Origin of the sequence: Amorphoplanes friuliensis DSM 7358 (genome assembly GCF_000494755.1) — a bacterium.
GTDB classification, from domain to species: Bacteria; Actinomycetota; Actinomycetes; order Mycobacteriales; family Micromonosporaceae; genus Actinoplanes; species Actinoplanes friuliensis.
On record NC_022657.1, the window covers coordinates 5,282,624 to 5,295,150 of the forward strand.

The following is a 12,527-nucleotide window of genomic DNA, read 5'->3' on the forward strand; positions in this document are numbered from 1 at the left end:
CAAGGCGGAAGCGCGATGAGTGCGCAGGCTCGCGGCTGGGCCGGCGAGGTCGACGGTTACGAGGCGTACTACGTGCCGCGCTTCGCGCCGTGGGTGGCCGCGGCGACCGAAGCCGTGGCCGGCGCGGAGCTGCCCGACGGGCCGGTCCTCGTGCCGTGCTGCGGCACCTTCCCGGAGCTGGACGCCCTGGTCACGACGATGCCCGGCCGCGAGCTGCGCGGCGTCGACCTCTCCCCCGGCATGGTCCGGCGCGCGCGGGAGCGGGGCGCCGCACACGCGCAGGTGAGCGTGGTCGAGGGCGACGCCTCGACCCTCGAGCCGCAGTCGGCCGCCGCCGTCGTGTCGGTCTTCGGTCTGCAGCAGTTGCCGGAACCCGACGCCGCCCTGCGGTCCTGGGCGGAGGCGTTGCGTCCGGGCGGGCGGCTCGCCGTCGTCTTCTGGCCGGCCGTCACCGAGGACGACGGACCGTTCGCGATCGCCTCGGAGCTGGTGCGGCGGCACGTCCCGCCGCACGACTGGTCCTGGCAGGAGCGGCTCGTGCCGGCGCTGACCGCACAGGGTCTGACGGTCGACCGCGACGAGGAGCCGTCCTACCCGATCTCGCATCCGGACGCGGCTGAGTTCTTCGACGCGTACACGAGGTCCGGGCCGATGCGGTCCCTGGCCGACGCGCGCGGGGCGGAGTTCGTCGCCGGGCTGCGCCGGGAGTTCCTCGCCCGCGCGCCGCAGGGCCGGTGGGAGCACCGGCCGCACGCCCGGCTCATCGTCGCGCGGGCACCGGTGAGCTCCCCGCCGAGCGGCGCAGGGCCGCGATGATCGGAGCGGCCCCGGAGTGCGGAGCCGATTCCGCCCGGACGTCGGCATATCGGACCGTCCCGGTACGGTCGGCGACCACCACCGCCGGATAGGGCAGCACCGAGCGCCGTGTGCCCAGCGTGTCACTCGCCGCAGGGCTGCCGTAGCCGATCCGGAACGCGTCGATCAGCACGTGCCGCGGGTCGGAGGCGACAAGAAAGCCCAGCTCATGGCGATGTTTGACCGGCGCGAGCAGGTCGAACCGCTGCGGACTCACCGCGACCAGGTGCGCACCCAGGTCGGTGCAGGCCGGCAGCAGGGTGCGCTGGTAGTCGACGAGCATCGCGTCGCCGGCCGCCGACCCCTCGTAGCGGAAGAAGGCCAGCACGAGCGGGCCCGTCTGCAGCAGCCGGTCCAGGTGGATCGGCCCCAGGTCGACCTCGATCAGCGGCAGGGCCGGCACCCGGCCACCGGGCGCGATCATCCGGCTCCAGACGGCGTCCCGCTCGAACTGGCGGCGGGCAGCCGCATGGTCGGCGTCAGCCAGGTGCAGCGGTGCAGTCGTCATGAAGAACACAATACCTACCCAATTAATAGGCATTATGAAGCCCGGGTTAACGGACAGCGGCCCAGGACCGACATCAGTGAAGTCGGGCCTTCGTGCCCGCGTCGACCAGGGCGCCGGGCCGGTCCGTCACCAGGTGAGGGTCAGGTAGTTCTGGACCAGCGAAACCGTCGCCTCGTCGCAGAGGCCATGATCGGAGAGCGCGACCTGCCAGCGGGCGTTGAACGCGACGATCCAGGCGGCCGCACCGGCGGCGGTTCGCCGCTCTTGATCGGACAGCGGTCGAGTGCGGGCGGTGTCGTAGTCACGCAGGAACATCGCCGCCTCTTCAGGGGTCGACAATCCGCCACCGCCCGTTGAACTGCTGGCGTAGCCCGCCGCAGCGAATCCCGCGATGACTGCTTCGGTGTCTGCGACGAGTTCCCAGTCGAACGTCCCGGTCAGCGCACCTCCGGAGATTGCGGTGTTGCCGGCGTACCAGTCGGCGTGACCCACGACGACCTTCTCGGCCTCGCGATGAGCAAGGATCTGGTCGGCGGCTCGTCGGCCGAAGGTGTCGAGCCATTCGTAGCCGGTCGGTGTCGATCGGAAGTCGACGATCGTGTCGTGCGGAACGGGCCAGGGTCCGGCCTGATACCGGCACCACGACGGCCCGGGCCCGGCCCTTCGCACGAAGTCGGATCGCTCACGCAGGATCTCGATGTGCCGGGCGAGTCCTTCGGCCAGCACCAGCCGGCCGGCCGGGTCTCGTCCGTCCGGGGCTTCGCCGGCGATCAGGGTCTCCGCCGTCAGGACCCGGCCTTCGACCTCGTCCGGTCCGGCCAGCGGCACTGCGCAAGGGAAGCCTGCTTCGGCCAGCAGGAGCTGGGCTTCGCCGGCGACCGGGCAGCGTCGAGGTCGACCGGCGGCCGATGAGTCTTGATGACAACGGTCCGCCCGTCTCCCAGCTCGACGCCCCAGACGACGTCGATACGTCCGGCGCGGAAGCGAACCTTCTCGATCGGACTGCCCAACCGGCGTGTCGTCCAGGCATCGAGAAACGCCCGCAGCTCGAGCGACGTGACGGAACCGTAGACGGCGCGCTCGGTGTCGCTGATTGTCGCCGGCTCGGTCCCGGCTGTGGCACCGTCCATGGACTCCCTGCTCCGTTCCGATCGGCCTTGTCCCGCGCCCTCAAGTCCTAGTGAGCAGACGGGGATAGTATGCCTTCATCCGCCTTCACCAGGAGTTGAGTCGCATGAGCGTCACCGATGAGCTGCTCGCCAATGCCGAGCGGTACGCCGCAGGCTTCGACAATGGTGCGCTGCCGCTGCCGCCCGCCAAACACGTCGCCATCGTCGCCTGCATGGACGCGCGGCTCAACCCGTACGGGCTGCTCGGCCTGTCGGAGGGTGACGCCCACGTGATCCGCAACGCGGGTGGGGTCGTCACCGCCGATCAGCTGCGGAGTCTGGCGATCAGCCAGCGGCTGCTCGGGACCACCGAGATCGTGCTGATCCACCACACCGACTGCGGGATGCTCACCTTCACCGACGACGGGTTCAAGGAGAGCATCCGGCAGGAGGTCGGCAGTAAGCCGCCGTGGGCCGCCGAGGCGTTCGCCGACCTCGACGACGACGTGCGGCAGTCGGTGCGGCGGGTGCTCGACGACCCGTACATCCCGGTCAAGGACTCGGTACGCGGCTTTGTCTACGAGGTCGAGACCGGCAGGCTGCGCGAGGTCAAATAGCGGCCGCCGCCGCCCGGCCCGCCGTACGCCCGGAGAACAGGCAGCCGCCGAGGAACGTGCCTTCGAGCGAGTTGTAGCCGTGCATGCCACCCCCGCCGAAGCCGGCGACCTCACCCGCGGCGTAGACGCCGGGGAGGGGTTCGCCGGTGGACTGCAGGACGCGGGCGGACAGGTCCGTCTCGAGACCGCCGAGGGTCTTGCGGGTGAGGATGTTCAGCCGTACGGCGATCAGCGGGCCCGCGGACGCGTCGAGCAGCCGGTGCGGGGTCGCGACGCGGATCAGCTTGTCACCGCGGTAACGGCGGGCGCCGTGGATGGCCGTGACCTGCGCGTCCTTGCTGAACGGGTTGGCCATCTCGCGGTCGCGGGCCTCGACGGTACGGCGTACCTGGTCGAGGTCGAGAGCGGGACCACCCTCGGGCGCGACCAGCTTGTTCATGCCGGCCACGAGCTCGGAGAGCGTGGACGCCACGACGAAGTCGTCGCCGTTCTTCTTGAACGCCTCGACCGGCGGGGTCGCACCCGCGCGCGCCCGGCCCAGCACCTGACGGATGCTCTTGCCGGTCAGATCGGGGTTCTGCTCGGAGCCCGACAGGGCGAACTCCTTCTCGATGATCTTCTGCGTGAGCACGAACCAGCTGTAGTCGTGGCCGGTGGCCATCAGGTGCTTCAGCGTGCCGAGCGTGTCGAAGCCGGGGAAGAGCGGCGCGGGCAGGCGGCGGCCGGTCGCGTCCAGCCACAGTGACGACGGGCCGGGCAGGATGCGGATGCCGTGGCCGGGCCAGATCGGGTCCCAGTTGCGCAGGCCCTCGGTGTAGTGCCACATCCGGTCCGGGTTGATGATCCGGGCGCCGGCTGCCTCGGTGATGCCGAGCATGCGGCCGTCGACGTGGGCGGGCACGCCCGAGATCATCCGCTTCGGGGGTGCGCCGAGCCGGGCGGGCCAGGCCTTGCGGACGAGGTCGTGGTCACCGCCGATGCCGCCCGAGGTGACGATGACCGCTTGTGCGGCGTACGAGAAATCGCCGGTCTCCTCGCGCGAGCTCGACTCGCCGCGGCGGACGTCGGTGGCAGCGAGCAGGCGGCCCTGGACACCGGTGACCGTCCCGCCGGTCTTGACGAGGCCGTCGACGCGGTGACGGAAACCGAAGACGACCAGGCCGCGCTCGGCGGCCGCGCGGACCCGCCGCTCGAACGGCTCGACCAGGCCGGGGCCGGTCCCCCAGGTGAGGTGGAAGCGCGGCACCGAGTTGCCGTGACCGTCGGCCGCACCGCCACCGCGCTCGGCCCAGCCGACCACCGGGAACAGCCGGTGACCCATGGCGTGCAGCCAGGACCTCTTCTCCCCCGCCGCGAAGTTGACGTAGGCCTCGGCCCACTGCCGCGGCCAGTGGTCCTCCTCGCGGTCGAAGCCGGCGCTGCCGAGCCAGTCCTGCCAGGCCAGGTCGACCGAGTCACGGACGCCCATCCGGCGCTGCTCGGGTGAGCCGACGAGGAACAGCCCGCCGAAGGACCAGAACGCCTGGCCGCCGAGGCTCTGCTCGCCCTCCTGGTCGAGCAGGAGAACCTTGCGGCCCGCCTCGGCGAGCTCGGCTGTCGCCGCCAGTCCGGCCAGTCCCGCGCCCACGACGATCACATCTGCGTCCATGGGTTCACCGTAGGCATCGGCGTGCCAACATGGTGGTCCCGCGATCCACAAATCCCGCGGGTCTTTATCACCGAGGTGACAAATGCTCGAGCCCCGTCTGGCCGATCTGCCGCCGGGTGTCGGCGAGCAGGTCCGGGCCGTCCGCGCCGGCCTGCGCGACCGGGTGCTGGCGACCGTCAGCGCCGCCATGCGGGATCAGGGGCGCTCGCTCGGCGGCGGCCAGGGACGCGGGCTCGCGCTCGGGGTGGAGACGGCCGTCGACGCGTTCGTCACCGCGGTGACCGAGCCCGGCGGCGACCTGACCGGGACCCGGGAGGTGTTCGTCCGGCTCGGCCGCACCGAATATCGCGAGGGGCACACCGTCGACGCCCTGCGCTCGATCCTGACGCTGGGCGGGCGCGAGATGTGGGCGTACCTGGTCGACCGCGACCTGCCGCCGGACGTTCTCTACGTGCTGGCGTCGGCGCTGTTCGGTTTTGTCGACATGCTGGCCGGTGCGGCCGCGCAGGGTTATCTGGACGAGCAGCGCGACCAGGCGCGGGACTGGGAGACCACCCGGCGCCGGCTGATCACCCTGCTGGTGCAGCCGGACCCGGCGGGCTCCCCCGCGCTCCGGGCCGCCGCGGACGCTGCCCGGTGGCCGTTGCCGGAGACGGTGGCGCTGGTCAGCGTCGAGGGCACCGACGCCGAGCACGTGGCCCGGCTCGCCGGCAGCGGCACGATCGCCACCGTCATCGGCGACGCGGTCAGGCTGGCCGTGCCCGCGCCGGAGACGCCGGGGCGCCTCGCGCATCTGACCTCCGTCCTGTCCGGACGGCGGGCGGCGCTGGGGCCGTCGGTGGACCTCGCGGAGGCCCGTCTCTCGTACCGGATGTCGCGGCGGGCGCTGGAACTGCAGCGGGAGGGTGTCCTGCCTGCGGAGGCGCTGCTGATCTGCGACGAGCACCTGGTCACCCTGATCACCGCCTGGGAGCCCGGCCTGGCCGGTCGGCTGGCGGACCTCTGCCTGGCGCCGCTGGGAGACGACCCGGTGCTCGGCCCGACCCTGCTGGCCTGGCTCGAGGCGCAGGGACAGGTGATCCCGGCCGCGGCGGCGCTGCACGCGCACCCGCAGACGGTCCGCTACCGCCTGCGCAAACTCCGCCGCCTCCTCGGCCCGGCCCTCGACGACCCCGGTACGCGGCTGGCCCTCCAGCTCGCCCTGCGGAGGAGTTAGTCGTTCCAGTCCGTCCAGCCGTTGCCGGGGCGCAGCTTGCGGGACGTGCCGCGGATCGTCACCGGGTCGCCGGGCAGCGTCCGCGCGAAGAGCCACCGGCCCATCCGCTGCGACACGTTGACGCAGCCGTGGGAGACGTTCGTGCGGCCCTGGGCGTCCTCCGACCAGGGTGCGGCGTGGATGAACTCGCCGCCCCAGGTGAGGCGCTGGGCGTACTCGATCTTCGTGCGGTACCCGTCCGCGCCGAGCTCGTCGAACGTGTCGAAGACGGCGTGCCGCTGCTTGTCCATCACCATCATCGTGCCGCTGGACGACGGGGTGCTGCGTTTGCCCAGGCTGACGGGGATCCTCTTGACAACCTTGCCGTCACGCTCGACGGTCATGGTCTTCGTCCGGTTGTCGACGGTCATCACGAACGCACGACCGATGCTGATGCCGACACCGAGGTTGTTGCGGACGTACCGGCCGTTGCCCAGCGGGAGGCCCGCCAGGTCGGCGCGGTAGGTGACCGCGGTCCGGGCCAGCCAGAAGTGCCGCGGCCGGAAGTGCACCTCGGTCGGGCTGGTCCAGCTCCACACCCCGGGCTGCGCAGGCCTGGAACGCACGGTCAGGCGTTCCTCCACTGCGGCCCGGCGCGCGACCGGCACGGCCCGGCCGAAGCGCAGGATCAGCGGCATCGCCACGCCGACGGTCCGGCCGTCGCCGAGGAAACTCGTCACCCGCACGAACTTCGCCGAGCTCGGTGGTTGCGGCAGGTCGGCCGGGCCGGCTGAGGCCGCCGGCGTGGTGGTGGACGGGGTCGGGGACGACGGCAGGTCGGCGGCGGAAGCGGCCGGGCCGTGGCCGCTGCACGCGGCGCCGAGGGAGACGACGGCCAATGCCGTCCCGGTGGCGAGGAACGCCTTCATGAGCGGTGATCATGGTGCCCCGGACGGCCGGCGCCGTGACGGCTCGATCCGCGGCGCCGGAATTCCCCCGTTAGGGGGTCTTCGAGCGGCGGCGCAAAACCAGGAAGGTTCCGCCACCGACCACGGCCAGGGCGACCAGCACCCAGATCCACCAGGTGGAGGACCCGTCGTCGGTCGACGCCGCCGGCTCGGCCTGAATCGTGGCCGCGGGTGGCGAGGCAACCGGTGCCGCGGAGGCCGGTGCAGCGGACGACGGCGCGGGCGCGGCCGAGGTCGGCGCCGGGCCGGGCTTGAGCGTGACCAGCGGCGCCGGGTTCTCCGGCTCGTCCGCGCCCTCCTTCTGGATCTCGATCCAGCGGGAGACCTCACCGTCCGCGTACGTCTCGACGGTCTTGAACGACAGCCGCTGCTCGCCGTCGGGGAACTTGGCCACCTTGACCTTCCACTCGGCGTCCTGGCCCGAGGCGAGGGCCTTGCCCCCGACCGTGAAACCGTCCGCGGTGGCGGCGAAGGTCCAGCCCTTGGGCGCCTTGACCAGCGTGACGTCGGCCGGCGCGATGCCCTCGGGCAGCACCACCCGCTCGCTCTTGATGCCGGACGGGTTCTCGGCCTCTCCCTCGAAGGTCAGCGTCACGTCGGTGGCACCGGCCCGGGTCTTGTCGGCGCTGACCTCGACGTGGGCCGCCGCCGGCCCGGCCAGCACCAGGACACCCAGTCCGGCGAGAACACCGATCGTCGTCAACCGCTTCACGTCACGAACCGCCTTACGTCGAGGGAACACCGCTCCACAGTCGTTCATCGGCGGGCCAAAGTTCCCTCGACCGGCTCGGAAGTTTTGTCCCGGCGGGCCGCGACGACGTCGGCGAGGGCCGCCACCAGCGCGACGAGGACCAGGCCGATGGTCACCAGCAGGCCCATCCGCAGCGCGGCGGACCAGTCGTTGTTGCCGGCCGCGAGGCGGTTGAAGAAGACCGCGCCGACCACCGCGATGCCGACGGCCGTGCCGATGCGCTGCCCGGTCTGCAGCACCGCACCGGCGCTGCCGGCCCTCTCGACCGGTACGTCGGCCAGCGTCAGCGTCTGGTTGGGGCTGATCACCAGGCCGCTGCCGAGCCCGGCGATCAGCAGCGGGAACGCCGCCGCCCAGCCACCGTTCGTACCGCGGACCAGGTCCAGGGCGAGGACCGTCCCGCCGAGTCCCACCGCGACCAAAGTCAGACCCGTGGCGACGAGCGGGCGGCCGTACCGGTTGACGATGCGACCGCCGAGAGCCGCCGCACCCGCCGAGCCCAGTGCGAACGGCGTGATGGCCAGGCCCGCGAGCAGGGCGCTGTAGCCCAGGCCGTTCTGGAGGTAGAGCGTGTAGATGAAGAAGATCGTGGTGAAGCCGGCGAAGTAGAGCAGGCCGATGAGCGCGCCGAGGCCGTACGACCGCTGCTTGAACAGCCCGAGCTCGATGACCGGGGTGCCGTGGGCGGCGTACCGGCGCTCCCAGGCCAGGAAGCCGCCCAGAACGCCGAGACCGGCGACGAGCAGCAGCCACTTCGCGGGGCCTTGCCACTCGCGCTCCTGGACCAGGGGCAGCAGGATCAGCAGCACACCGAGGCCGAGCAGGAGCACACCGACCGAGTCGAGGCTCTGGCGGTCCTGCTGGTCGGCGCGCCGCGCGGGGATCCAGCGGTACCCGAGCACGATCGCCGCGATGCCGATGGGCACGTTGATGAAGAAGATCCACCGCCAGCCCTGCTCGGCGCCGAACACCTGGATGAGCAGACCGCCCAGCAGCGGGCCGACGGCGGTGGAGATGCCGATGGTGGCGCCCAGCAGCCCGAACGGGCGGCCCCGCTCGGCCGGCTTGAACAGCTGCTGGATCAGCCCGGACACCTGCGGGTTGACCACACCGGCGGCGGCGCCCTGCACGAGCCGCGCGATGATCAGCCAGAGGGCGCTGGTGGCGAGACCCGCGGCGGCGCTGGCCAGCGTGAAGAGGGCCAGGCCGACGATGAAGAGGTTGCGGCGGCCCCGGGCGTCGCCGAAGCGCCCCGCGGGCACCAGGAGCAGGCCGAAGGTGAGGGCGTACCCGGAGAGGACCCACTGCAGGCCGCCGGGACTCAGGTCGAGGTCGGCACGGATGGCCGGGAGGGCGACGTTGACGATGCTGACGTCCAGCAGGGTCATGAACCCGGCGACCAGGGCGACGGACATCGCCTTCCAGCGGTTGGTGTCCTGCTCAGCGCTCACGGAGGCGCAAGTGCCCCGCGGCCCCGGCGCCAAACGCGGCTGTGGTCAGGCGTACGGGACAGCCACGTCACACACGAGGTCGTCCGCGGCGCCGTGCGACACGTCGGCACCGTAGCCGTAGACCTCGCGGGCGGGCGCGGTGACGGCCAGGCCCCGATCGCGGATCCAGCGGCGTGCGGCGTCGTAGATCGACAGGATCTGCGGCGGCTCGAAGTGGCCCCGGACCACCGGGACGAACGCCTCTCGGTGGGCCGGCTCGACGCGGACCGCGACCTCGGCCGGGTCCACGGCGGCCGGGTCCACGGGCACACAGACCTCGACCGGGCCGTCGCTGTCCTCGGTGACCTCGCCGTGGAACACCACGAAGCGGGGACCGGCCGGGCCGCCGTGGCGCTGCGCGACCGCCGTCAGCCGGGCGCCGGCCGAACGGATCCAGGACAGCTCCGCGGCGGTCACGTAGCGCTGCTCGGTGAGGACCAGCTGCTCGGGGACCTCACGCTGCTGCACCGGCCAGGCCTGCGCCGGCGTCTCCCCCGACAGGCTGCGGACGAGGCGGTCGGCCAGTTCCCGCTGCGCGGCAAGACGGCGCTCGACATCCGTCCAGTACCGCGCGAGCAGCTCCCCCGCCCCGGGACCGCCCGCGGCGAGGATCTCGGTGATCTGCGACAGCGGCATGTCCAGGCGGCGGAGCAGGACGATCAGCCGGGCGGCGTACAGCTGGTGCTCGGCGTAGCGGCGGTAGCCGTTGCCCGCGTGGACCTCGGCGGGGCGCAGGAGGCCACTGCGGTCGTACAGGCGGAGGGCTTTGACCGAGAGCCGGGACCGGCGGGCGAACTCGCCGGTCGTCAGCAGCCCGTCACCCACGACCGGTGCACGGGAACGAGATGTCGAAGACGACGTCGCCGGGCGCGGCGGCACCGAAGTCGGTCCAGTAGGTTTCGCGGGGTGCGGCGGTGACCTCGAGGCCCTGGTCGCTGATCCACTTCTCGACCGCCTCGTAGACACCGCCGAGCTGGCCGGTGAGCGCCTGCTCCTTGGTCACGCGCACGAACGCCTCGCGGTGGGCCGGGATCGTGCGGGCCGCGGCGGCCCGGTCGGCGATCGGCGCGCAGACCTCCACCGAGGTCGGCCCCTCGTTGGGGTTGCCCTCGTAGAGCACCACGAAGACGGACTGGTCGTCGCCGGTGCGCTGCACGAACGGCAGCGCCGACGTGCCCAGCACCCCACCGGCCTCCGTGCCGGCTTGGTGGACCCGGGCCATCGCGCCGGGCAGCCAGGCCTCGAGCGCGGCCTGGTCAACACTGCGCTCCTCGGTGACGACATGCAGCTCGGGAACGTCACGGGTGCTGACTTCGATCATGGTGCTTCTCCTCGTCGCTGGGGCAGGCGTTCAGCGTGCCGCCTGCCCCAGGGGCGAGGTCAAGAGATCACCGATAGAGACGCAGATCGGCGATGCTCCACCAGCTGCCGCTGCTCGCGGTCGAGGTGACCCGCAGGTGGCGGGCCCGGGTCAGCGGCACGTCGACGTTGGTCAGCTGACCGGTACCCGTGCCGCGGGCCAGGGTGCGCCAGTGGCTGCCGTCCGTGCTGGCGGTCAGTTCCCAGCCGCGGGCGTAATCGCCGGTGTTGCCACCGCTGTCGATCGCGACCCGGCGCAGCCACTGCGTCCGGCCCAGATCGACCTGGAGGTACTGGCCGGGCTCCTGCGCGGTGCCGCTGGACCAGCGGGTGGAACCGTCACCGTCGACCGCGGCACCCGGTGTCTCACCTGCCGGCGAAGCGGTTGCCGTCGCGCCCTTGATCGGGAGCAGGTCCAGGTCGGAGGTCAGTCCCCGCGGCCAGGTGAAGGTGGCCAGCGCGCCGCCCGGCAGCGTGTACTCGAACGAACGCCCGCCGACCGCCACCGCGAAGGTGCGCGGGTCGTCGTTCTCGTTGTGCACCACCAGTGCGGTGGAGCCGTCGGGGTTGCGGAAAGCCACGTCCATGATCTGGCCGTTCCAGCCGGTCGTGCCGAACGACGTGCTGGCCACGCGGACCGCGCCCGGCTTCACGAACTTCGACAGGTGACCGATGGTGTAGTACTCGGCGTCGCGGGTGACCGAGCCGTCGGCCTGCAGTGTCAGCAGTCCGGTGCAGGTGCCGCAGCCGCCCAGGTGCGGGCCGCCGGTGCTGTCCAGGGCGATGTTCCAGTTGACGACCGACTTCGCCCAGTTGCGCGTGGTGCCGATCGCCAGCGTCCGCGCGTGCCAGGTGAGCGTCCCGCGGAAGACCTGTTCGGGGGTGTCGTTCTCGCCGTGCGACCCGGAGCACTCGGTGAACCAGATGCCCTTCTCCGGGTACGCCTCGTGCAACGCGGTCTGCGCGCTGGGGTCCCCGGAGTAGCAGTGGTACGCCGTACCGGCCAGCCACTTGCCCGCGGGCGAGTCCAGCAGCCGGTACGGGTAGTCCGTCTCCGGGTCCTCGCCGGGCGGTGTCGTGCCGACGTCACCGGGGTGCGTGGTCCAGTTGTGGTCGTAGCCGAGGATCTTCGTGCGCGGGCTGGCCCGGCGCAGCAGCGGCCCCAGCGCCGTGATCACCTTGGCCGCCTGCGGCACGGGCACCGCGGCACCCGGGTACCCGCCGTCGTGGCGGTTCTGCGGCTCGTTCTGGATCGTCAGGTAGTCGATCGGCACACCGGCCTTCGCGTACGCCTGCACGTACTTGACGAGGTACCGGGCGTACGCGTCGTAGATCTTCGGGTCGTCCTTCAGGTGTCCGCCGATCAGCGAGTCCGTCGTTTTCATCCACGCCGGCGGGCTCCACGGCGTACCCATGACCTTGAGCTGCGGGTTGAGCTGGCGGGCCCGGCGCAGCAGCGGCAGGATCTGGGCCTGGTCGTGCGCGATGCTGAAGTGCTTCAGCGCGAAGTCGGTCTGCCCGGCCGGCACGTCGTCGTAGCTGTAGTGCTCGGCGGTGGCGGTGAAGTCGGACGAGCCGACGGGCTGGCGCAGGAAGCTGACGCCGATGCCCTCCCGCGGGTCGAAGAGCGAGCGCATCGCCCGGTCGCGGGCGGCCGGGTCGAGCCGGTGGAGCACGCTGGCGGCGGAGTCGGTCAGCGAGGCGCCGAAGCCGTCCATGCTCTGGTACCGCGTGCCGGGGTCGACGGTGATCGTCGTCTCCGGGCTGCCGCCGTGCCGGAACGCGACCGGGGCCCGCTCGTGCAGCTGCTCGGCGCGGTCCACCGTGGTCACCCAGACCCGCGCGTGCGGGTCCCGCGGCCCGTGCGCCTGCGCCGGTGCCGTCGTCAGAATCAGCAGAGCGGCGCTGACCGCTGCGCCGAAGGCTCGCCGTCTCATGGTCGTGCTCCTCGTCCTGTAACAAATGGAACAGCAGGCTCCATTGCTATCGACAGGAAACAATCCCGAAACCACGCTGTCAAGGCATTG

Annotated in this window: 13 protein-coding genes; 3 read left to right on the forward strand and 10 right to left on the reverse strand. The window is 71.9% G+C overall.

Going from position 1 to position 12,527, the window contains the following annotated elements:
* The first annotated feature begins 15 nt into the window (after nt 1-15).
* Nucleotides 16-816, forward strand: coding sequence for a class I SAM-dependent methyltransferase (locus AFR_RS24590; protein ID WP_023363745.1), 801 nt, complete (start codon nt 16-18; stop codon nt 814-816).
* Here the strand turns inward: AFR_RS24590 and AFR_RS24595 are convergent.
* The 3 genes from AFR_RS24595 to AFR_RS24605 form a co-directional block, all read right to left on the reverse strand.
* The gene (locus AFR_RS24595) at nt 761-1,363 is read right to left on the reverse strand and encodes a redoxin domain-containing protein (RefSeq protein ID WP_052359804.1); all 603 of its coding nucleotides are present in this window, start codon (nt 1,361-1,363) and stop codon (nt 761-763) included. The genes AFR_RS24590 and AFR_RS24595 overlap by 56 nt on opposite strands.
* A 126-nt stretch (nt 1,364-1,489) precedes the next feature.
* Complete coding sequence (locus AFR_RS43880) at nt 1,490-2,191, reverse strand: hypothetical protein (RefSeq protein WP_023363747.1); 702 nt, start codon at nt 2,189-2,191, stop codon at nt 1,490-1,492.
* Nucleotides 2,149-2,493 carry a hypothetical protein gene (locus AFR_RS24605; protein ID WP_023363748.1) on the reverse strand — a complete coding sequence of 115 codons (345 nt, stop codon included), beginning with the start codon at nt 2,491-2,493 and terminating at the stop codon, nt 2,149-2,151. Before AFR_RS24605 ends, AFR_RS43880 begins: the two co-directional genes overlap by 43 nt.
* 104 nt (nt 2,494-2,597) lie before the next feature.
* On the opposite strand from AFR_RS24605, the gene AFR_RS24610 reads away from it, so the two are divergent.
* Entirely contained in the window at nt 2,598-3,089 is a 492-nt protein-coding gene (locus AFR_RS24610) for a beta-class carbonic anhydrase (protein ID WP_023363749.1), read from the forward strand.
* Here AFR_RS24610 and AFR_RS24615 read toward each other — a convergent pair.
* Nucleotides 3,082-4,737 (reverse strand): FAD-binding dehydrogenase, encoded by a 1,656-nt coding sequence (locus tag AFR_RS24615; RefSeq protein WP_023363750.1) that lies wholly within the window; start codon nt 4,735-4,737, stop codon nt 3,082-3,084. The two genes, AFR_RS24610 and AFR_RS24615, sit on opposite strands and share 8 nt — an antisense overlap.
* An 82-nt stretch (nt 4,738-4,819) precedes the next feature.
* Between AFR_RS24615 and AFR_RS24620 the strand changes: the two genes are divergently transcribed.
* Nucleotides 4,820-5,953, forward strand: coding sequence for a PucR-like N-terminal domain-containing protein (locus AFR_RS24620; RefSeq protein WP_023363751.1), 1,134 nt, complete (start codon nt 4,820-4,822; stop codon nt 5,951-5,953).
* Here the strand turns inward: AFR_RS24620 and AFR_RS24625 are convergent.
* The 6 genes from AFR_RS24625 to AFR_RS24650 form a co-directional block, all read right to left on the reverse strand.
* A complete protein-coding gene (locus AFR_RS24625) occupies nt 5,950-6,861 on the reverse strand; it encodes a L,D-transpeptidase (RefSeq protein WP_023363752.1) in 912 nt (303 codons plus the stop codon). The genes AFR_RS24620 and AFR_RS24625 overlap by 4 nt on opposite strands.
* Nucleotides 6,862-6,931: 70 nt before the next feature.
* Nucleotides 6,932-7,612 (reverse strand): DUF1775 domain-containing protein, encoded by a 681-nt coding sequence (locus AFR_RS24630; RefSeq protein WP_023363753.1) that lies wholly within the window; start codon nt 7,610-7,612, stop codon nt 6,932-6,934.
* A gap of 44 nt (nt 7,613-7,656) precedes the next feature.
* On the reverse strand, nt 7,657-9,135 hold the full coding sequence (locus AFR_RS24635) for an MFS transporter (RefSeq protein WP_052359453.1): 1,479 nt from the start codon (nt 9,133-9,135) through the stop codon (nt 7,657-7,659).
* Between the two features lie 12 nt (nt 9,136-9,147).
* Nucleotides 9,148-9,966, reverse strand: a complete 819-nt coding sequence (locus AFR_RS24640) for a MerR family transcriptional regulator (RefSeq protein WP_023363755.1) — start codon at nt 9,964-9,966, stop codon at nt 9,148-9,150.
* A complete protein-coding gene (locus AFR_RS24645) occupies nt 9,959-10,462 on the reverse strand; it encodes a GyrI-like domain-containing protein (RefSeq protein ID WP_023363756.1) in 504 nt (167 codons plus the stop codon). Before AFR_RS24645 ends, AFR_RS24640 begins: the two co-directional genes overlap by 8 nt.
* Nucleotides 10,463-10,529: 67 nt before the next feature.
* A complete protein-coding gene (locus tag AFR_RS24650; RefSeq protein WP_023363757.1) occupies nt 10,530-12,437 on the reverse strand; it encodes a discoidin domain-containing protein in 1,908 nt (635 codons plus the stop codon).
* Nucleotides 12,438-12,527: the final 90 nt, after the last annotated feature.